The 17300-nt window shown below is 62.2% G+C and carries 26 protein-coding genes and 1 pseudogene; 10 read left to right on the forward strand and 17 right to left on the reverse strand.

All coding sequences use genetic code 11. The features are described from left to right. Positions 1 to 6: 6 nt before the first annotated feature. The 9 genes from ABXH26_RS06365 to ABXH26_RS06405 form a co-directional block, all read right to left on the reverse strand. Complete coding sequence (locus tag ABXH26_RS06365) at positions 7 to 1194, reverse strand: phage protease (RefSeq protein WP_353566209.1); 1188 nt, start codon at positions 1192 to 1194, stop codon at positions 7 to 9. 1 nt (position 1195) lies between these two features. Then, positions 1196 to 2812, reverse strand: a complete 1617-nt coding sequence (locus tag ABXH26_RS06370) for a phage portal protein family protein (protein ID WP_353566210.1) — start codon at positions 2810 to 2812, stop codon at positions 1196 to 1198. Then, complete coding sequence (locus ABXH26_RS06375) at positions 2812 to 4176, reverse strand: phage terminase large subunit family protein (RefSeq protein WP_353566211.1); 1365 nt, start codon at positions 4174 to 4176, stop codon at positions 2812 to 2814. Before ABXH26_RS06375 ends, ABXH26_RS06370 begins: the two co-directional genes overlap by 1 nt. A gap of 74 nt (positions 4177 to 4250) precedes the next feature. Continuing rightward, positions 4251 to 4808, reverse strand: a complete 558-nt coding sequence (locus ABXH26_RS06380) for a hypothetical protein (protein WP_353566212.1) — start codon at positions 4806 to 4808, stop codon at positions 4251 to 4253. Further along, complete coding sequence (locus ABXH26_RS06385; protein WP_353566213.1) at positions 4809 to 5087, reverse strand: hypothetical protein; 279 nt, start codon at positions 5085 to 5087, stop codon at positions 4809 to 4811. After that, entirely contained in the window at positions 5084 to 5560 is a 477-nt protein-coding gene (locus tag ABXH26_RS06390) for a hypothetical protein (protein ID WP_353566214.1), read from the reverse strand. Before ABXH26_RS06390 ends, ABXH26_RS06385 begins: the two co-directional genes overlap by 4 nt. Positions 5561 to 5571: 11 nt before the next feature. After that, complete coding sequence (locus tag ABXH26_RS06395) at positions 5572 to 5796, reverse strand: hypothetical protein (protein WP_353566215.1); 225 nt, start codon at positions 5794 to 5796, stop codon at positions 5572 to 5574. Between the two features lie 148 nt (positions 5797 to 5944). After that, positions 5945 to 6622, reverse strand: a complete 678-nt coding sequence (locus ABXH26_RS06400) for an N-acetylmuramoyl-L-alanine amidase family protein (protein WP_353566216.1) — start codon at positions 6620 to 6622, stop codon at positions 5945 to 5947. A gap of 332 nt (positions 6623 to 6954) precedes the next feature. After that, positions 6955 to 7542 (reverse strand): hypothetical protein, encoded by a 588-nt coding sequence (locus ABXH26_RS06405; RefSeq protein ID WP_353566217.1) that lies wholly within the window; start codon positions 7540 to 7542, stop codon positions 6955 to 6957. A 151-nt stretch (positions 7543 to 7693) separates the two neighbouring features. On the opposite strand from ABXH26_RS06405, the gene ABXH26_RS06410 reads away from it, so the two are divergent. The 3 genes from ABXH26_RS06410 to ABXH26_RS06420 are packed head-to-tail and all read left to right on the forward strand — an operon-like array spanning position 7694 to position 9695. Beyond that, the gene (locus tag ABXH26_RS06410; protein ID WP_353566218.1) at positions 7694 to 7888 is read left to right on the forward strand and encodes a hypothetical protein; all 195 of its coding nucleotides are present in this window, start codon (positions 7694 to 7696) and stop codon (positions 7886 to 7888) included. Then, the gene (locus tag ABXH26_RS06415) at positions 7888 to 9012 is read left to right on the forward strand and encodes an ABC transporter ATP-binding protein (RefSeq protein ID WP_353566219.1); all 1125 of its coding nucleotides are present in this window, start codon (positions 7888 to 7890) and stop codon (positions 9010 to 9012) included. Before ABXH26_RS06410 ends, ABXH26_RS06415 begins: the two co-directional genes overlap by 1 nt. After that, positions 9009 to 9695 carry a formyltransferase family protein gene (locus tag ABXH26_RS06420; RefSeq protein WP_353566220.1) on the forward strand — a complete coding sequence of 229 codons (687 nt, stop codon included), beginning with the start codon at positions 9009 to 9011 and terminating at the stop codon, positions 9693 to 9695. The genes ABXH26_RS06415 and ABXH26_RS06420 overlap by 4 nt, the downstream gene beginning before the upstream one ends. A gap of 220 nt (positions 9696 to 9915) precedes the next feature. On the opposite strand, the gene ABXH26_RS06425 is transcribed toward ABXH26_RS06420, so the two are convergent. The 8 genes and pseudogenes from ABXH26_RS06425 to ABXH26_RS06460 all read right to left on the reverse strand — a co-directional run. Continuing rightward, on the reverse strand, positions 9916 to 10227 hold the full coding sequence (locus ABXH26_RS06425) for a hypothetical protein (RefSeq protein WP_353566221.1): 312 nt from the start codon (positions 10225 to 10227) through the stop codon (positions 9916 to 9918). A 22-nt stretch (positions 10228 to 10249) separates the two neighbouring features. Further along, positions 10250 to 11113 carry a DNA adenine methylase gene (locus ABXH26_RS06430; RefSeq protein ID WP_353566222.1) on the reverse strand — a complete coding sequence of 288 codons (864 nt, stop codon included), beginning with the start codon at positions 11111 to 11113 and terminating at the stop codon, positions 10250 to 10252. 22 nt (positions 11114 to 11135) lie between these two features. Next, positions 11136 to 12554: a hypothetical protein gene (locus tag ABXH26_RS06435; RefSeq protein WP_353566223.1), complete on the reverse strand. Its 1419-nt coding sequence runs from the start codon at positions 12552 to 12554 to the stop codon at positions 11136 to 11138. 64 nt (positions 12555 to 12618) lie between these two features. Continuing rightward, the gene (locus ABXH26_RS06440; RefSeq protein ID WP_353566224.1) at positions 12619 to 13086 is read right to left on the reverse strand and encodes a hypothetical protein; all 468 of its coding nucleotides are present in this window, start codon (positions 13084 to 13086) and stop codon (positions 12619 to 12621) included. 10 nt (positions 13087 to 13096) lie between these two features. Next, positions 13097 to 13468 carry a hypothetical protein gene (locus ABXH26_RS06445; RefSeq protein WP_353566225.1) on the reverse strand — a complete coding sequence of 124 codons (372 nt, stop codon included), beginning with the start codon at positions 13466 to 13468 and terminating at the stop codon, positions 13097 to 13099. Then, positions 13465 to 13998, reverse strand: a complete 534-nt coding sequence (locus tag ABXH26_RS06450) for a hypothetical protein (RefSeq protein WP_353566226.1) — start codon at positions 13996 to 13998, stop codon at positions 13465 to 13467. The genes ABXH26_RS06445 and ABXH26_RS06450 overlap by 4 nt, the downstream gene beginning before the upstream one ends. Positions 13999 to 14144: 146 nt before the next feature. Next, positions 14145 to 14615, reverse strand: coding sequence for a S24 family peptidase (locus tag ABXH26_RS06455; protein ID WP_353566343.1), 471 nt, complete (start codon positions 14613 to 14615; stop codon positions 14145 to 14147). A gap of 6 nt (positions 14616 to 14621) precedes the next feature. Then, a pseudogene (locus ABXH26_RS06460) lies at positions 14622 to 14753 on the reverse strand (helix-turn-helix domain-containing protein); the annotation flags it as partial. Positions 14754 to 14867: 114 nt separating this feature from the next. Between ABXH26_RS06460 and ABXH26_RS06465 the strand changes: the two are divergent. The 7 genes from ABXH26_RS06465 to ABXH26_RS06495 all read left to right on the forward strand — a co-directional run bounded on the left by ABXH26_RS06465 (position 14868) and on the right by ABXH26_RS06495 (position 17252). Beyond that, positions 14868 to 15071 carry a transcriptional regulator gene (locus ABXH26_RS06465; protein WP_353566227.1) on the forward strand — a complete coding sequence of 68 codons (204 nt, stop codon included), beginning with the start codon at positions 14868 to 14870 and terminating at the stop codon, positions 15069 to 15071. A 70-nt stretch (positions 15072 to 15141) separates the two neighbouring features. Continuing rightward, positions 15142 to 15288 (forward strand): hypothetical protein, encoded by a 147-nt coding sequence (locus ABXH26_RS06470; protein WP_353566228.1) that lies wholly within the window; start codon positions 15142 to 15144, stop codon positions 15286 to 15288. Between the two features lie 32 nt (positions 15289 to 15320). Then, on the forward strand, positions 15321 to 15575 hold the full coding sequence (locus ABXH26_RS06475; protein ID WP_353566229.1) for a hypothetical protein: 255 nt from the start codon (positions 15321 to 15323) through the stop codon (positions 15573 to 15575). Next, complete coding sequence (locus ABXH26_RS06480; protein WP_353566230.1) at positions 15572 to 15757, forward strand: hypothetical protein; 186 nt, start codon at positions 15572 to 15574, stop codon at positions 15755 to 15757. Before ABXH26_RS06475 ends, ABXH26_RS06480 begins: the two co-directional genes overlap by 4 nt. Positions 15758 to 15760: 3 nt before the next feature. Beyond that, positions 15761 to 15967, forward strand: a complete 207-nt coding sequence (locus ABXH26_RS06485; protein WP_353566231.1) for a hypothetical protein — start codon at positions 15761 to 15763, stop codon at positions 15965 to 15967. A gap of 71 nt (positions 15968 to 16038) precedes the next feature. Beyond that, positions 16039 to 16350: a hypothetical protein gene (locus ABXH26_RS06490; RefSeq protein ID WP_353566232.1), complete on the forward strand. Its 312-nt coding sequence runs from the start codon at positions 16039 to 16041 to the stop codon at positions 16348 to 16350. Between the two features lie 17 nt (positions 16351 to 16367). Further along, positions 16368 to 17252: a hypothetical protein gene (locus ABXH26_RS06495; RefSeq protein ID WP_353566233.1), complete on the forward strand. Its 885-nt coding sequence runs from the start codon at positions 16368 to 16370 to the stop codon at positions 17250 to 17252. The last annotated feature ends 48 nt before the right edge of the window (positions 17253 to 17300 follow it).

A 17300-nucleotide genomic window follows, 5' to 3' on the forward strand; every position in this document is an offset into this window, starting at 1 on the left:
GTGGGATCAGGACTTCTTCACGCCGAAGAGTTCAGGCTTCTCGGCCTTCGCTCCTTCCCACGCGCGCGACCAGCCGGCCTCGTTGTTGATGTCGATGTGATTGCGCCCGGCGTAATCGCGAGCGGCGGCCTGCATCGCTTCGATGCCGGGGGCGGCGGGTGCTCCCTCGCCCTGCCGTCTGCCAAGGTCCGCCACGTGGTTCGTGGTGTTCAGCGCCGTCGCCGTCTTGGCATCGAGCGCACTCTTGCCGGCATCGAAGTCAGCCTTGAGAATCTTCTCCCAGGTCGGCTTCTCCGCCTCGGTGATCCGCTTGTTGGTCACCGCGTCGTTCAGGGCGGTCACCACGCGGTCGTTAAGATCCTCTGCCGCCTTGGTTTCCAGCTTCTGGATCCGCTCATTGGCGGCCGTCAGATTGGAGGCGGAGGTGGTGAGTTCGTTGCGGGCGGTGTCGCGCTCGTTCAGAGCGGTCGCCACCTTGGCATCGATCTCGGCTTGAGTGGCACCCGGCTTGAGCCCGAGGCGCTTCAACAGTTCTTCGTTCATCGTTGGTTCGTTGGTTTCGTTGGTTCCCTCGTGGCCATTGGCCGGAGATTCATTCAGCGCGATCGCCGCGCCCGGGATGTTCGGGTCGTTGGTCAGCGCGTCGGAGAGCAGCAGGAAGGGGCGGTAGTGATTCGGGCGACCGGGAATGGGTCGCATCCGCCACCGCGGCGAGTGGCCGCTGTATTCGGGAGCTTCGCCCGACAGCATGGCGGCTCCCTTCGAATTAAAGACCGTGCGGGTCTCGATGCCTGCCGTTCCCGCGATCACTTCCTTGATCCTGCCGACGGCCGCCGGCTTGTATCCCGGATTGACTGCCCGCCACGCCGGATCGTCCGCGTGTCCTTCAAAGACGCCGATGCCCTTGAAGAAGGTGGCCACCTGGGTGCGCAGGCCCGCAAAGTTCGTCGCCATCTCATTCGCAGCCTCGCGGTCAACCACTTGGACGATGCGCTTCGGCCGGCCGTTCTCGATGATCGTGGCGGGATACTCGCCATAGCGCATGAACTCGCCCCGCCACTCTTGTTCGCCTTCCTTGAGCGTCAGCTCAGCGAAGGCCCCCGCAGCGATATTCAGCCCGTCGACATACGCGCCTGCCACCGTGTTGCACACCGTCAGCAGCGCCCCTGCAAAAGTTGTTCTCTTCGTCTTCATTTCAGCTTTCAGCTTTCCCAGTTTCAGCTTTTCCCACGGCCGCCCTCACTCCCTTCACCACCTCCACCGCCATCCCTCGCTCGAAGGCCGTCGCCAGCGCACTGGCGTCCACGTCCGCGAAAAACTCCGGCATCTCCTCGACCGCCTCTTCGAGAAACGCCAGCCAGTCGGCATCCGTCCGTTCGTCGTCGGCTTCCAGTCGCGCGATCGCATCGCTGATCGGTTCCAGCATCTCGCCTGGCACACCGAGCACCTCGCCCAGCACTGCCTGCATCCGCTCGTTGTTCGCGGTTGCCTCTTCCTCCTGATCGTCCGGCTCTTCGTCCGTCGGCCCGGCCTTCTTCGGGTCCGCATTCCGCGTTCCGCGTTCCGCACTCCCCAGCTCTTCCTCATCCTCATCCGCCTCCTGGAGGCCGAACTTCCCGAGAGCCCAGCTCTTCGAGATACGCACGCCAATCCGCTGGAAAGCTTCCAGGACCTTGAGGTCTTGTTCGACGTTGTCTCGCGTCTTAGTCCGCAGCCGCAGTTCGGCCAGTTGCGGCGCCTCCGGGCCGAAGTGCCAGTCGAGCACCGTCCGGCTCAGTTGCCGGTCGATCGTCTCCGCCACCCACGACGCATTGTCCGCGTCCAGGTCGTCAGTCTCTTCCTGTTGCGGATTCGCACCGACACCGTCTCTGCGGGAAATGGTCGAGAGGTCGCCGCCGCGCCAAAGCATCACACAGGCCCGATCCATCCGGTCGATGAGCTTCTCGTAGGGGAGGTCTCCCTTCGTGGTGAGGTCCAGCACCTCAATCGCATCGCCTTGATTGACCACCGCGCCGAACTCGCTGCCGATGCTCGTCACCGCCGTGAAAAGATCGTTCCAAGGCTGGGTTCCCCGTGCGGCCGTCGTCTTCCCAAGGAACGCCGGCATCCCGTGGCGATCACAGTAGGTCAGCCAGTCCTGCAGCGGGATCCTTTTAAACATCGAGGCGATCGCGCACGCCAGCATCACGCCGCGTCCGCGACTTACGAGCCACGCCGTAGGTCCGCCCAAGTCGTTGCGATCAATGCCACGCAGCGCCGAGTGATGAGGCAGGAAGCGCAGCCGTCCTTCGGTCGCTTCCCAGAACCATAGCGGGACGAACTGCAGCTCCGCACGGAGGCCTGCCGGGGTCGGCCGCCACACCGCGTGGTGGGTGCTCCAGCCTTTGCCGTAGCCATCCATGACCTGGTTGGCCAGCAGGCGGAATCCGCCCTGCATGTCGCCGTCCACCGCGTGGCCGACCTCGATTGAATCGTAGAACGCCTGAAGGACTCCACGCTGGTCTTCTGCCTGCTGCTTGGCCTCCGGATCGATTTCCGGCCGGATCACCACGTCGAAGCCCTCACGGGACACTGCCGCCTTCGCCTTGGGCGCGACCGTCGAGATGATGTCGTCGTGGTCTTCGAGCCACTGCATTACCCAGGCGAGGTCCTTGATCTCGCCGCGCGCGAACGCCGCCAGCTGCCGCGTGAGTACATCCGGCTGCCAATTGACGAGCGGGTTAAAGCGCGTCTGCTTTTCCAGCTTCACTCGCTCGCTCGAAACCGGCCGGCCATCCGGGCCGAGAATCCCCGGGCTCTTGATCGTCGTCATCACAGCCCACCTCCCATCCGTCGGAATTGCGGCCGCATGGATTCGACCGGCTGATAGGCAAACGGGCCGTCCGGACCTTTCGCCGCATGAATCGCCAAGGCCACCGCCCAGAAGCGGTCGGCGTGGCCATCCTCGTCGCCGTCCGCCACGAAACGGATGTTCCCGGCCGCGGTCGTTTCCTTCCGCACCTTGCGCAGGTCGGCCTCCAACAAATCATCCCCGAACGGGATCCGGATCGCCCGGTCCTCGAACGCGCTACGCAGCGGATAGGCGAGGGCCTCCTTCACCGGGCCGCTGAAGGTCACCGGCTCGATCTTGTAGTCGCCGAACCGCTCCTGGCTGCGCTCCGCGAACTGCATGCCCAACCCGGTATTGTCGATGCACACCCGGGTGCAGCGCTCGAACCACGGCCACAGGATCGCCTCCTGTTCGCTAAAGGGGAGCTTCTGCAGGTCGATCCGCTTCCGCGTGAAATACTGCCCCGCGATCTTCTCGATCACGGTCATGGAAGTGAGGTCCCGCTTCCGCCCCACGTCCACCCCGGCATACAGCGGGTTCGTGCCCGCGGTCATGTCCTCCAGGGAAAACTCCCAACGCTCGCCGGCCGGATACTTGCAGGCGTCGATCAACGCGAACTCGATGAACGCTGAGGCATCGTCGGCCGGCACACACATGTACTCCTGGGCGAAGATCTCCTCGGTAGCCGCGCGGCTCCGCTGGTAGTCGAAATACTCGGCCTCATCCATCTCAAGGCGTGGGTCGCCTTCCGGCAACTTCGTCTGGAGTTTCCAGAGGAAGAACTGGTCGAGCGCGTCCTGCAGCGTGACCCGGTGGAGCGAGAAGCCCTTTGGGTTTCCCTTCTCGTGGATTTCGCGGATGAGGATGTTGAAGAAATTGCCGCTCCCGCGATGGGTGGAGATAATCGCCAGTCGGCCGCCCCAGTCGATCGAGGGCGAGCTGATCGAATAGACCATTCGCGGATCATTCCGCAGGGCGAACTCGTCGAGGGTCACGTTGCCGCCCTTGCCGGCGAAAGCATCCGGGTTGCTCGACACCGAGTTGATGTCCGTCGTGTTGGCGAAGCGCAGCACGTAGGCCGAGTTCCCGGCGTCATCCAGCACCCGTTCTCCCAAGTCGGCCGCCGCGATCTTCAGGGACTTTGCAAAGGTCTTGCAGTCCATCAGGAACAGCTTCGCGGACGCATCGTCACGGCTGCTCACCCACGAGTCGTTGCGGTTCGCTGCCCGGCTGTGTTGGCGCACCAGGTCATAGGCGGTGCCGTAGGAGATGCCGACCCGGCGGCTCTTCTCCATCAGCTTCATCAAGCTCCGGTCCTCGATCCAGCGCGCCTGATAGGGCAGCATGAACGTCTCCCGCTCCGGGATGTTCCGGGCCTTGCCCCGGAAGTGCTTCGCATGGTCTGGACGCCGCTTCGCCATCAGAGCATTCCCAGGGTTCGTTCGATGAGTTCCAGCGCCTCGTCGCTCAGGCCGCCCGCGGCCTTCCGCTCTTCCAGCGATTTCTTCGCGGCCTCCTTCTTCTCCACCTCGCGCTTCATCTCCTCGAAGCGCTCGCGGTCCAGATCCAACCGGCCCTGCGCCGTCTCCTGGGCCTCGCGTTTCAAGTCCAGGGTCGAGAGCTTCACGAACAGGTCTCCATCGTCCTGCTTCATCGCCCGGTGAGTGAAGAGGAGCTGGGCGGCCCGCTTCGCCTTGGCCGGATCCACGGCCGGGTCCTTGATCAACCGTTCCACCAGCTGATCCGCCTCCTCGATCGCTTCCTCCCATTCCAGCTCCAAGGCAAACCACTGCTCCCAGCGCCACAGCGTATTGACCGAGGCGGTGAAGCCGCAGATGCGCGGGACCTCCAACTGCAGCTCCTCGAGCGACAGCGGCTTCGTCTCCGGATCCAGCGGATTGCGCAGACGCCACAGCTCCAGCTGTTGGTCCCGTGGGGCGCGCTTGAGCTTCGCGTCGATTCTGGACTTCCCGGCCATTCACTTCAGCGTCTCGTTTCGCTTCGCCTGGCCCCGCTCGGTCAGGAACCACAGGTCCTCCTCGAGGTCCTCGTTGTAGCGGTAGGTGATGAACCCGCGGTGCTGGTTCCATTCGATCCACTCGCGCACCGTCGCGATCTTCGCCCGGTCCGGCCGCGCCAACTCGTTGACCTTGTCGGTGATCGCCTTCTCGGAAATGCCATACCCGCGCGCCAGGGCGATGACCTCGCGCACCAGACGCTTTCCCTTCGCTTCTGAAATGGTCGGTTCTCCACTCATGACTCTTTCGCCGCGACACACCGCGCCGCGTTCTCGCGCACCAGGTCGCTGATGCCGTTGATCCGTTCCTTCTGCTCGGCCAGCCCGCGCTCGGCGCTGCTCAGCCGCTGGCCTTGTCCGTTGACCTCCCGATGGATCTCCTTCCGCGCCCGGTAGGACCGCTCGGCGTACTCATCGACCTTGTCGACCGCGCCGCGGATCATCTCCTTGATCTCCTTGAAGTCGCCCTTCAGCTCCGACCGCAGGTGCCGGAGGTCGCCGTCGAGTCGCTCCAGCTCGGAGCGCCGCGCAAACTCCTCCTGCAACTGCACCAGCACCGGATCGTCGAGCTTCACCGGCGGCTTCTTCACCGCCATGTCCTTGAGCATCTTGAGACCGCCCAGAACCGCGATCGCGATCAGCACCCACTTGCCGAGTTCCTCGGAAGTATAGTGGGAGGCTCCCTCCACCTGCGCCATCACCGGGGCGTACATCCACAGCCAGATCACTCCCCACCTCCCCGTTCGAGTTCCGCCTGGCGGTCCACCCGCCAGCGCCGCGCCTGGTCGGCGGTCACTTGGGCCTTGATCACGCCCGGCACACCCGTGTCCGGCAGACTTGTCAGCGCACCGTCGAGTTGTTCCAATTCCGCGTCGCTCAGCTCGGCGACCGCCGCGGCCGGATTGGCCGCACAGCACACCTCGGAGAAGATCGCTTGGCCGCCCTTCATGCCGGGTGTCCCTCCCGGTTGGTGGTGACGATCCGAAATGGGGCCATGCAACGCATGCAACGGGTCATGCAACGCCCACCCGGAACGCCACGCCCAACGTTGGGGCTCACAGCCGCCCCCCTCTTAGAATCGATTTCCGGGCTCTCTCTCATGCGTCGGCCAGGTGGGCGATTTGCAGAAGCTGATCGGCCACGCCACGGATGCGGTCGGCCATCACCAGGGCGGGGCATGATTGAGGCTCCTCCGGATCGGCTTCCTTGCCCGGGCGCTCGATCGAAGCCGGCATGCCGAGGAAGTCACGGATGCCGGCAGCCAGGGCAGCGGCGCAGCGGGCCTGCACCTTCGGGTCGCGGAGATGGTCCTCACCGCAAATGACGTGAATGAACTCCAGCTCCACGAGGGCGGCCGCCATCTCGGTTAGCCTGAGGACCGCGAAGTTGGCTCGCTTGATTCCCCGGTCCGTGTGCGACGGAAACTCCGCCGTCGTCGCCTCCTGCAGCTCCTCAGCCAAGGGGAAGGAAACCGCGGTCCGTTTGGCGATCCACGTTTCAATCCCCATCGCCGGCTTTTCAGCGGAGTTGCAGTGGATGGACAGGAACAGCGTCGCCTCGGCACGGTTCGCGATCGCCGCGCGTTCGCTGAGTTCGATGAAGACATCGTCCTTCCGCGTCAGCATCACGTCGACGCCACCGCCCGTGATAAGCGCCGCCTGGGTGAGCAGCGCCACCGATAGGACCACGTCCTTTTCGCGCAGGCCCGTTGGGCCGACAGCACCGGGATCTTTTCCCCCGTGCCCTGGATCGAGACAGATAAGCGGCTTCTTCATTTCAGCGTTTCAGATTTCAGCCTTTCAGCTTTTGGAGAGTGGTGCCCGGTCAGGCAGCCAGGCGGAGATCCTGACCGGGGCTTGGAGGTGCAATGAGCGCCTGGCTCTTTGGGTGGTCGCGGCCCGCTGCTCGGCTCAGCGGGGATCGCGTCTCTGTCGTCCCGGAGCAGCGCCGAGGCCCCGGTTTCGCGGTATGGAGTACGGGTGAAGGAAGGAGAGTCAGGGCAGCCGGATTGGGTCCGTATCGCGGTCTTCCACGTGCCTCGTCTCCCTCCTAAAATTTCAGCCTTTCAGCTTTTCAGCTTTTCAGCGTTTCAGAGTTTCCCGCAGGGCTACTTGCCAGAGTCGGTAAAAACCTCGCGCGCCATCGCCGCGGCCCTCCCGGCGTCGTAGAGGCCGTTCACTGGTGCGGGCTCATCGTTCTCCGTCGCTTGCTCCGCTTCCCGTTCCGCCCGCGCCAGGTCATCCGCCACGATCAGGATCGGATGCGCATCCGGATCGCCGGCCCGTTGCACCGACTCCGCGGGGATCGGAGCACCGGTGAGAGCCGAGGCCGCGACGGAGCACGACGGCAGCAGGGTCAAACCAGCCATGGAAAGCCCTGCCGCCGCCGCCAGGAACAGCACCGACAGATTCCCCCCGGAACTGCCGGCATTCGCGCCGTCCTGTTTCTCCTCTTGGGAAAGATTACCCTTCAGCAAGGGCGCGAGTCCCGGGGCCCACTTCTCGACGGACCACATCACCGCCCGGGTGATCATGAGCACCAAGAGCCCGATCAGCGCCGCGAAGATCTTCATGAGGAGGCCATTCACCTCAGCGCCGTCTTCCGGCTTCATGAAGGGCAGGGCGACGAGGAAACCTGTGAGGCCAGGCACAAACGTCAGCACGTGGCGGAACTGGGATTGGAGGAAGGATTTCATGGCAGTGTCGGTGTCGTCGGATGGCGCATCTCGCGCTGAGGTCCACACCTTGCCACGGGATCCCTAGTAGCTTGATCACACCTGCCGCATCTGCCGCACCTTTCGCCCCGTCCTGCTGGCTGGCGATCCCGCTCCAGCCTACCACGGGCGCATGTCTCACCCTTCCAAACCAAATCCTCTCACCGAGGAGGACCGCAACCGCCAGCGATCGCGGGCTTCCCGCTTCAGATACAAGAAGCAGTTTGCCCTGACAATCCTCTGCGACGACGAGCCCGACCAGGAACGTCTCTTCAAGCGCCTCACCAAACAGCACCCCAAGCGCAACATCCGAGTCGTCGTTTCCTGATGAAGGTCACCCTCAACCACTCCTCACGGGACTTCTGCAGCTACCGTGCACAACGTGTGAAAAGCCTCTTCAACTGCGAGGACGGCCACCGCTTCACCGCCAACTTCGAGCTACCCATCGACGGCAGCGATTGGTCCATCGGCCTCGTCGTCGGACCCTCCGGCTCCGGCAAGTCCTCCCTCGGCCGCCACCTCGGCGAACTCTTTACGCCCGATTGGCCCCACGATGCGCCGTTGATCGATACGATCGCACCCGGTGCGGATTTCGACCAGGTCACCGCAGCCCTGACAGCCGTCGGCCTCGGGTCTGTTCCCACCTGGCTCCGGCCCTACCGCGTCCTCTCGAACGGTGAACAGTTCCGCGCCAACCTCGCCCGCCTGGTCGCCGATCCGCCGGACCATGACGAGCCCGTCGTGATCGATGAGTTCACCTCGGTGGTCGATCGTCAGATTGCCCGCATCGGAGCGGCCGCATTCGCCAAGGCATGGCGTCGCACTGGTCGCCGCGTGGTCCTCCTCACCTGCCACTACGACGTTGCCGAGTGGCTATGCCCCGACTGGATCCTGGACACCGCGACAGGGCAATTCAGCGGGGACTGTCTTCGGCGACGCTCCCGCCGTCCCTCGATCGATCTCGAAATCCGCCGTGTGCCAGGAGCCCTATGGCGGCATTTTGAGCCGCATCACTACCTGAAGCTTCCGAACATGGTCGCGGCTCAACACTACGCCGGCTTTGTCGGGCAGGAACCTGTCGCGCATCTCGCGTTCTCTCCGCAGTTCAATCTCGGTCCCTTCATCCGCGCCTGCCGCCTCGTCGTCATGCCGGAGTGGCAGGGGGCCGGCGTCGGCCTCGCCTTCCTGGAGGAATGCTGCCGCGCCATGCTCCATGGGAAGAACAAGTGGGGCCGCCCGTGCTTCACCAACTTCCACACCAGTCACCCAGGCCTCGTCGCCGCCCTGCGAAAGCGCCCCGCTTGGCTCCACATCTCTGCCGGCCTGTTCGGTGACGACAAGTCCAAGTCCTACGCTTCGATGGCCAAGAGCGGATCCGCGATCCAATCCGGCTTCGGCGGCCACCTCCGCGCAGTCCACGGCTTCAAATACATCGGCACCGAAGCACTATGAACGTCATCGTCGCCGGCCAGAAGCACTTCGCCCACGAAGTCGCCGAAATGATCGCCCGCCGTCCCGGTTGGCAAATCGTCGGTGTCTCCTGTCCGGTCGGTGGGGACCGCCCGGACCGCCTCGCTGAGTTCGCCCAGAACCGTGGCATCCCGGTCATCCCCTCCGGCTCCTTCACCGCGGCCGCCGCCCGCGCGGTCGCCCCTGATCTCGACCTCATCGTCTGCGCCCATTGCCACGACTTCATTGGCGAGCGTCTACGATCGACAGCCCGCCTCGGCGCCCTCGGTTACCACCCCAGCCTTCTCCCCCTCCACCGCGGCCGCAGCGCCATCGAATGGGCCATCCGCATGCGCGAACGCGTGACGGGTGGTACGGTATACTGGATGGACGACGTCGCCGACGGCGGCCCCATCGCCGCCCAACGTCACGTGTTCATCCGCCCCGACGATGACGCCGCCACCCTGTGGCGCCGCGACCTTGCGCCTCTCGGTCTTGAGCTTCTCGGAGAAGTCTTCGACCAGCTCGACGCTGGAACGCTGGCGGCCATCCCTCAATCCGCCGAGTTGGCGACCTGGGAACCATCGGTCGAAATGATTTCGCGGATGAAATGCAGGGAGCTTGCCTCCGCCTTCGGAAGCAAGCAGTCTCCCGGATCATGGGCAGAAGACGGAAACCCTCGTTGAACCGGGTCCTTGGAATCTCATCAGCCAAAAGCAAAATCTCGCGCCAGATTGGCGTCCCGCTGACAAGGTCGGGTCGGAAGCAGAAGCTCAAACGGGAGGTGAGGAAGGCATTCGGATTGCCGGCCACGAAAAGACGAAGCTCTCTCGGCTGCTGTGTTCCTATCGCCGCCCTCTTCAGTGGCGTCTGCTGGCTGGGGTGGAAGACCTTTCTGTCCTGAAGTTATCGCTCCCCTTCAGCTCTTCTCTTCTCCCGGTGCGCGTAAACCGTGCCGAGATCGAAAATCCACTTCGCATTGCTCGCCCGCCCATCGCGACGCTTACCCCCGCCGCGCGGTTGCCACCCCCGGATCTTTCCCTCACGCCGAAGCCGGTGCACCATCGACCGGCTGATCACATCCTTTCCGCCGAGGATCACCCGCACACGATCCACGTCACCCTCCAGCAGCGGCCTCCCGGCCCGCACCACGGCCTCCCCCGGCCCGGCCTTTACGACCTCCGCCTCGAACAACATCGGCTGCCAGTGCGCGCTCACGAACGCAGCATAGCACGGGGACTCAGCGCCGGATTTTCGCCGATCCCCCAAGCTTGGGGATTCGGATCGAATCCGGCCAGATTAGAACCTCGCCGCCGGACCTGACTTTATAAGCACTGTATTTCAGACTGAAGGACCGACAGTTCGCCCACTGGTATATTCTCCGGATCTCCGGGCAATCGTCATAGGTCATCACCCAATGCAAATCTACATTCTCCATCAAGGCCCCGAGCCGCTCGTGGTCCCCAGGGGTGAATGCGTTCATGTAGAGACGTCCTCCTTTTTCAAAGTACGGGGGATCGAGATAAACCAAGGCCGGATCCGTCCCGGCCATGGCGGGAATCCTTTGCAGAAAATCGGCGGCGTCTTCGCACGAAAGGAGAATCCGGTCTCCGTAGTCCGCCAGTCGTTCAATTCTTGCGATCAGATCAAGCTTGTTGAAACGCGCGTCCAACTTCCACTTTCCGGTCTGGGCTTTGCCTCCGATCGGCCCCCCGTTGACCATGATGCCGGACCGGTTGGCCCGATTCAAAAAGAAGGAGGCGAACCCGACCGCCAGATCGGATTTTCCTTCGGGCCGAAGGTAGATCGCCCGCTGCCGCTCCCATTCCTCGATCGTCAGAGGAGTTGCCTCAACTCGGCGAATGAATCGGGTGGTGTTCCGCAAGGCGGACTTCCAGAAGGCGTAGACCCGGCGGTCCGCATCATTGATTGCGATCCGGTCGACATACCCGGCCACCAGCAGCCCTGCAGCAGCCCCGGCACCTCCGGCGAACGGCTCGGCATAGAGCCCGCCTTCCAACCCGTTCACTTCCAGCAACCGCCCGAAAAAATCGGTGAACGATGCTTTTCCTCCCGGATATCGGAGTGGGCTCAATGTAGTCATGCCGTCAGTTTAGCAGGAGGGCTCAGCCTTTGCTCAGGAGCAGTTGCAGCAAAGGAGTGAGTTCCATCGCCCTCCTTTGGACGTCCCCCCCGGTCGCCGGAGCCCACTTGCTATGGACCCAGGCATTGAGTGAATCCAATGCAGCCACTTTCATATTCGAGTCCATCAGAGCGTTGAGCGCCCGGCTGCAATCCCTGTCGAAGGTGATTCCGCTCTTGTCCCGCAACCACTGGATTCTCGTGCTGAGCAAGTCCCTGCCGCCTTTGAGTGAAGCGGTGTAGACCGTCATCAAGCCTCGTTCCTCCAAGGCACCATCCACCGCAAGCTCAAGGACACAACGCAGCCCTACGGCGGACAAATTCTGCTGCCTCTCCACGTTAAGCTTCTCCACTTCACCCAAGAGGTCCTCCAGCTTCGGAGCCTGATACTCGGGCTTCAACTGGATGCGGAACACCTTGGCCAATCGCCGCGCCACCTTGGTCGTCTTCTTCCTTCCGAGTCGTCCTTTCGTTGAGCTATCGTCTTCCTCGTCCTCGTGGGCGTCCAGGGACTCGATATGTTTGGCAAGCGACTCGGTCTTCTTGCCCTTCGGCTTGTAACCGGTCTCGGCCACCCACTCCGCAGCCTGCTCGGTGGTGTTGAACACCCGCGTGGCCCGGCCCTCCGCCATTTTGGAAAGAGTCACGCGGAAAAACTCCGTGAATTCAGACGCGTCGCCTTTGACCTCTAGTCCCGACTTTGTCGCCTTCAACCCGATTAGCGGACCGATGTCTTTCGCAAGGAAGGTACGCTTCACTGCGTCATAAGGAAAGTTCCGCAACGTCTTCGCCTTGATCCCGCTCTTCCCATCACGGGAAAGAATCCCAGCCAACCTGAAAAACTCCACCATCGCCCTGGCGTCACGGATTGTCGCGTCAGTGAGGGGAACCGCCACTGGTTCGCCCCGCTCCATTTCATCAGCGATGCCGCAATCCACCACTGCCTGTTGGATCTTCGCCCAAGGTCTGAAGTGTTTATCGTCGGCGTGCTTCATGTAGGCGTACACCTTCGCCTCCGCAACATCCTGGGGGATGTCGCAGCCGACTTTGCGCGGGATCTCTGACGGTCCCAGTTCGTTGCGGGCCTTCTTCACTGCGGACGCCAGTGATCTTGGTGCTTTCTCCGGATCGAGCAACATCTTGTAAACCGCGAGCCGCCGGTTTCCTTCGATAACAATAGGCTTTTCCTCCTCGTAGATGACCACCAAGCGCTCAATCGGGGCGAGCCCATACTTGGTGATCCGCTTGAGCAGATCCGAAATGTCCTCAAGTTCCGCCAGCGCTTGGATCACCGACTTCTCGCCCTTTCCAACGCCCTCGAGGCGTGGATTTTGCGGATCAAAGCGGAGGCTGTTGACCGCGATTTGCCTGTCACGCGTCCATTGGCTGTATCGGATTTTCATGGCTGGCTTTGGGTTGGTCTATCAGAATCGATTTCCGGCTCAGCGGTCCAGCCCAAACCGCGGCCTAATCTGCTTCATTCAATACCGAGTTCCCCACGGCCGCCAAAGCCTTGTGAGTGTACCAACAATTTTCACCCACCGGCAGAATTCTCAAATCGAAGTGCCTGATCGACCATCGCCGGGTCGAGGTAAACTCGGCTTCAAGCCTCACCACCCCCTTGATGACCTCGTCGCATTCTTCAGCAACGAAATGAAGTTCGAGCTGATCGTGGCAGCTCTGAGGCATCAGCCGAGGATCTAGACTCCATGCCTTCACGAGGCGCGTTACAACCCTGTTGAGAGCGCAGCTTCCAATGATTTCCAAACGATAAACTCCAGAAGGTGCCAATCTTAGGCGCCATCTCCTGATCTCACCGGGGCCACGCTTGAGATAGACAGCACTGTTTCCTTGGTAGGCTTCGAACCCGCTTCCAGAAAATGCCTTTTCTATTCGGCCATGAAAACGGGTTTTTTGGATTTTCGGTGCGCACATTGGCTCGCAATCAAATGTCCTCCCCCCACCGCCAAACCCGGATCGGCAGCCGGTTGTGTTCAATGACGCTCTCCAACCGGATCGCGTCGCCGGCGTCCTTGGCGTTCTTGATGATCACCACGATCCCGGCCTTCTTGTTCGTCTGCATCGCGTACCAAAGCGCCTGGCCGATCGCGTTCTTCCATTTCGAAGCGAACTCCACCTCGATCGCATACTCGTCGGTCACGATGTCCACCCGCCCGTCGGGAACCCGCACCTCCATTTTGCCGCCGAGCTTCTCCGCAGCCTTCTCCTGGTACCAACGCTCCGGGTGCTCCGCCCCGATTGCAGCCGAAAAGGTTACGAGAGGGATGAGCGCGACGATCTGATGAGGAACTTTCATTCGTTTTCCAGTCCTTCGAAGAGATCGATTCCCGGCGGCACCGCACGTAGAAGGTAGGTCTCCTTGAAGTACGTTGCTAAAGCCCCATCGGGAAGCACATTGCACATCGAACGAATGGCGGTCGTTGCTACCAAGAAAGCCCACCTCGCGCACCTCTCCTTCTGAATCACATCGTACCAGTCAAGGATTGGGTCTTGCATTAGATCTTTTTCAACTAGCCCTTCCCTTTTTAAATCTGTCAGAAGCCCCTTAGTTTTCGTGAGAATTCTCGGCTTCTCGCCACCGCTTTCGATAGAATGAGGGCGTAAATGGGCGAGTTGATTTCGGATATCAAAGAGGAGCTTCAGGCGAACGTGGTCATCGCACTCCTCATCGTAGCTCTGACCGAAAAGGAGGTGAATCACCTTGATTCTGGCCAGCAAACTCAAATGCCGTGAATCTAGTTCGCTTAAGATTTCAAATCGGCTCAGCAATTGGCGGTCATGTGTCCCATCGGCAGCGTGCCAAAGTGACATGACCAAATCGTTCACGAAGGACTCTACCGCCATCGTAGACAAAAGGACGGAGGCAAATTGCTGTTCCTCCTTACTGGAGCGGCCCAACCAAAAACGGCGAGCTACTTCGTAGACATGGTCACCTCTCAAATAGGTAGCCCTGCCTCTAGGTTCTTCCATACTCATCGCTTCCAGAGTTGTGCCCAGGATCCCCACACCGGGTAGATCCAGGCAAAGGCTTCACGCGGGTAGCTCCGCGAGTCGTAGCGGGGGTTGAGAGGATGGAGGACGATTTCCTCCCCGGCGAATTCGATCCGGCGGAATAGCACTCCGTCATCCTTGAAGCGGCAAACGACGAAGCAGCCGGAGTAGGCCTCCTCGGAAGGCATCAAGACGAGCAGCTGGCCATCGCGAAATTCAGGGGCCATCGAGTCGCCTTCCAGTGAAACCGCAAACGCCTTCGGATCTCGGCACTCCGTGGGGATCCGATTCTGCCAGTCCCCGGGTAGTTCTTCATAAGCTACCGCTTCGCCCGCATGCGCCCAACCGATCACGGGAATCTGCCTTGAATGTTTTCCGGGGTTATATTCCGAAGGGACTGATGTTGCTTCAGCCTGCGCGGGGAGTTCAGCGCCAGAAAAGAGTGCCTCCATCGGAAGAGAGAGCGACTTTGATAAGGCCCAGAGCTGATCTCCCTTTGGCACGGTCCCTTTTAGCCACTTCGAGACGGCAGCTTGAGTCACCCCAGCGCCTCTCGCAATCTCGACTTGGGTAATATTCCTCGAGAGCATTAGCGCCCGCAATTGCTGCGAAAATATCGCGGCGGTTGTATTTTCTGCTTGCAGAGTATTCGCGTGGTTGTATTTCTCGCGTTGTAACGCGCAACCCCCTGTTACCTGAAACAAATGAGCCCCACCACCAAAAAGCTACCTCCTGAAATACGTGAGGCGCGTCTCCACATGCGGCGCACCGGGTGGACCCAGTCGGCGGCGGCCACCCGCTTCGGTGTGACGCGCGCTCACCTTTCTCTCGTCCTCAACGGCCACCGCCAGTCCCGCCGTCTTATCGGCCTCATCCGCAAGCTCCCCGAGAACCCTTCGCCCGCCTGAACAGCTCTCCCCCGGACCGCCCCGCGTCGGCAGCTCCCCCCACCTCCGACGCGGGGCACATCTCACCACCATGACCATGATCCTCTCCAATCTCCTCCTCCGCCTCTTCCGCCGCCTCCGCCGAAACACCGACCACCGAAACACCGAAAGCCCGGCTCTCCCGGCCTATCTCCGCCGCCACGCCGAGGCCCAGGACCGGGGCGACTTCAACCGCTGATCACCGATCACTGCTCACTTGGCACTCCGATCATGCCCAAGCCGTCCGACCACCCGCTCGCTGATATGCCGGCCACGCTCCGCATCGACGCCACCCTGGCCACTCTCAGTGCCGCCAAACTCACCCCGCCCGGGGGATGGAGCCTGGCCGACTTGGCCGATCTCTGTGGCTGCTCGGAGGCCGCCATCCTCACCCGCCAGCGCCACGCCATCACCGCGGCCAAGCGCAGTGCCGGAGCCCTTGGCATCGACCCCAAAACCATCCGCCGCCTCCCACTGGACCCATGAAAACCAGCCCTGCCTTCGGTCGCCTCTTCGGCTTCCGCACCGCCATTACCCGCCAGGAAGCCGCGACCATCCTCCGCACCGAGCGCCGCTTCCGCCTGTTCGGCATCTCTGCCCTCCGCCGCCTTGAGCCAGGTGAATACCAGATCGGCGGCCAGTTCCACCTCTCCACCCGCCCCCTCTGAACCATGTCCAAGCAAACCGATCCCGTCGCCGAACTCATCCACGAGTTCCGCCTCCGCGCCGGCAACCGCTCCGACAACCTCGGGGCCGAACTCGCTTGGAACACCGCAGCCGACCTCCTCGCCGATGCCCTCCAACAGCAGCGCTACGCCGCCGCACGCCGTCGCCTCAACCGCAAGGCCTCCAAACTCGGCCTCCGCATGTCTCGCTGAAACTGGAGCGCCGGCCTCCAGACCTACTGCCCTGAAAACTGAACACTGAAAACTCGCCCCCTCTTCTCGTTATGAACCTCGACCTCCTCATCCCGCTCATCGGCACCGCCGTCGGCTTCGGCCTTGGATGTGCCGCCTGTCTCTCCGCCCGCTGCCGCTCGGCATTTCGCCGCGGCATCCTTGAGGGCCGCCGTCGCTCCATCGAAGAGCACGAAGCCATCGCCCGGGCTCTCAAACTTCCGTCAGACCCGGATTGCCCGCCCATGCCCGAGGGCCTCCGCCGCGACCTTCAATCGCGCTTCGGCCCGACCAAGCATCAAGAACCCGTCGCCCGCGAACTCGAACACGCCGCCCCCAACCCCTTCTTCGGCGACTTCCACTAATACGTCCCATTCGTCCTATGTCTGAAACCCTTCTCACCTGCTCCGGCTGCGGCACCTCGAACTTCACCGCCCGCGGCCTCAAAGCCCACCGTTGCAAAGGCACTGCCAACCAATCGGCATCCGCCAATCTCCAATCGACCATAAGCTGGGACTCCGCTCGCCTTTACCTCACCGCGGTCCGCGAAACCGGCCGCCGATTTCTTGCCGCCCAAATCTGCCTCGGCTGGGAGCTTTCCGACATCAAGCAGAAGCTTGGCTTCACCGGATCCGGTCGCCGGCCGGAAAGTGGTCACGGTGACCACTTTAAATCGTGGCCCGAGTGGGTCGCCTCCGAACTCGACGTTTCTCGCGAGACCGCCGACCGCTTCATCCGCGTTTACGAAGGCTTCCAGGCCAAGCTCAGCAAGAAGCTCCTCCACGGCGTCCAGGTCGCCTCCGACAACGCCGAGTCTTCGGATCTACCATCTACGATCCACGATCTCCCATCTCTCTTGCAGACCCTCTGCAAGCCCCCGGAAACTCTCTCGACGAAGGACCGCAAAGCCGTCGAGAAGGCCATCGCCACCGCTGCCGATGGCGACACCCAAAAGGCCCTCCTCGAAGAGCTTCGGCTCGTCAAAGTCCACGTCCCCACCAAGGGCGGGAAAGTCGAGAAGAAGAAGGAGACCACCGAAGACGAGAAAGCCGGCCAACTGGCCTTCATCTTTTTCGATCAATGGCACCAGGCACTCAGCCAGCGCCACGTCAACCGGGACTATCAGGCGCTGCTGCATACCCTCCCGCCCATTTCTTCCACCGAGGATGAGTTGAGCCTCACCACCCTCGAACGGGAGCTGGAGGACGCGCTGGAGGACGTTCGCTCTGCCAAGGCCAAGAAGCTCCAACCCGCCATTGAGGCCTAAAGGAGCACAGGCGTCTCGCCTGTGAACCCCGGCAGCCCGCGACACCCC

Origin of the sequence: Haloferula sargassicola (assembly GCF_040362925.1) — a bacterium.
Lineage (GTDB): Bacteria > Verrucomicrobiota > Verrucomicrobiia > Verrucomicrobiales > Akkermansiaceae > Haloferula > Haloferula sargassicola.

What these genes read in the sequence shown, in the direction of transcription:
- ABXH26_RS06480 (WP_353566230.1), top strand. Translation starts at nt 15,572, where the DNA reads ATGAAAACCAGCCCTGCCTTCGGTCGCCTCTTCGGCTTCCGCACCGCC.
- ABXH26_RS06410 (WP_353566218.1), top strand. Translation starts at nt 7,694, where the DNA reads ATGTCTCACCCTTCCAAACCAAATCCTCTCACCGAGGAGGACCGCAAC.
- ABXH26_RS06435 (WP_353566223.1), bottom strand. Translation starts at nt 12,554, where the DNA reads ATGAAAATCCGATACAGCCAATGGACGCGTGACAGGCAAATCGCGGTC.
- ABXH26_RS06495 (WP_353566233.1), top strand. Translation starts at nt 16,368, where the DNA reads ATGTCTGAAACCCTTCTCACCTGCTCCGGCTGCGGCACCTCGAACTTC.
- ABXH26_RS06470 (WP_353566228.1), top strand. Translation starts at nt 15,142, where the DNA reads ATGACCATGATCCTCTCCAATCTCCTCCTCCGCCTCTTCCGCCGCCTC.
- ABXH26_RS06490 (WP_353566232.1), top strand. Translation starts at nt 16,039, where the DNA reads ATGAACCTCGACCTCCTCATCCCGCTCATCGGCACCGCCGTCGGCTTC.
- ABXH26_RS06485 (WP_353566231.1), top strand. Translation starts at nt 15,761, where the DNA reads ATGTCCAAGCAAACCGATCCCGTCGCCGAACTCATCCACGAGTTCCGC.
- ABXH26_RS06465 (WP_353566227.1), top strand. Translation starts at nt 14,868, where the DNA reads ATGAGCCCCACCACCAAAAAGCTACCTCCTGAAATACGTGAGGCGCGT.
- ABXH26_RS06385 (WP_353566213.1), bottom strand. Translation starts at nt 5,087, where the DNA reads ATGAGTGGAGAACCGACCATTTCAGAAGCGAAGGGAAAGCGTCTGGTG.
- ABXH26_RS06455 (WP_353566343.1), bottom strand. Translation starts at nt 14,615, where the DNA reads ATGGAGGCACTCTTTTCTGGCGCTGAACTCCCCGCGCAGGCTGAAGCA.
- ABXH26_RS06445 (WP_353566225.1), bottom strand. Translation starts at nt 13,468, where the DNA reads ATGAAAGTTCCTCATCAGATCGTCGCGCTCATCCCTCTCGTAACCTTT.
- ABXH26_RS06395 (WP_353566215.1), bottom strand. Translation starts at nt 5,796, where the DNA reads ATGAAGGGCGGCCAAGCGATCTTCTCCGAGGTGTGCTGTGCGGCCAAT.
- ABXH26_RS06380 (WP_353566212.1), bottom strand. Translation starts at nt 4,808, where the DNA reads ATGGCCGGGAAGTCCAGAATCGACGCGAAGCTCAAGCGCGCCCCACGG.
- ABXH26_RS06375 (WP_353566211.1), bottom strand. Translation starts at nt 4,176, where the DNA reads ATGCTGCCCTATCAGGCGCGCTGGATCGAGGACCGGAGCTTGATGAAG.
- ABXH26_RS06475 (WP_353566229.1), top strand. Translation starts at nt 15,321, where the DNA reads ATGCCCAAGCCGTCCGACCACCCGCTCGCTGATATGCCGGCCACGCTC.
- ABXH26_RS06415 (WP_353566219.1), top strand. Translation starts at nt 7,888, where the DNA reads ATGAAGGTCACCCTCAACCACTCCTCACGGGACTTCTGCAGCTACCGT.
- ABXH26_RS06420 (WP_353566220.1), top strand. Translation starts at nt 9,009, where the DNA reads ATGAACGTCATCGTCGCCGGCCAGAAGCACTTCGCCCACGAAGTCGCC.
- ABXH26_RS06400 (WP_353566216.1), bottom strand. Translation starts at nt 6,622, where the DNA reads ATGAAGAAGCCGCTTATCTGTCTCGATCCAGGGCACGGGGGAAAAGAT.
- ABXH26_RS06440 (WP_353566224.1), bottom strand. Translation starts at nt 13,086, where the DNA reads ATGTGCGCACCGAAAATCCAAAAAACCCGTTTTCATGGCCGAATAGAA.
- ABXH26_RS06390 (WP_353566214.1), bottom strand. Translation starts at nt 5,560, where the DNA reads ATGTACGCCCCGGTGATGGCGCAGGTGGAGGGAGCCTCCCACTATACT.
- ABXH26_RS06370 (WP_353566210.1), bottom strand. Translation starts at nt 2,812, where the DNA reads ATGACGACGATCAAGAGCCCGGGGATTCTCGGCCCGGATGGCCGGCCG.
- ABXH26_RS06430 (WP_353566222.1), bottom strand. Translation starts at nt 11,113, where the DNA reads ATGACTACATTGAGCCCACTCCGATATCCGGGAGGAAAAGCATCGTTC.
- ABXH26_RS06365 (WP_353566209.1), bottom strand. Translation starts at nt 1,194, where the DNA reads ATGAAGACGAAGAGAACAACTTTTGCAGGGGCGCTGCTGACGGTGTGC.
- ABXH26_RS06405 (WP_353566217.1), bottom strand. Translation starts at nt 7,542, where the DNA reads ATGAAATCCTTCCTCCAATCCCAGTTCCGCCACGTGCTGACGTTTGTG.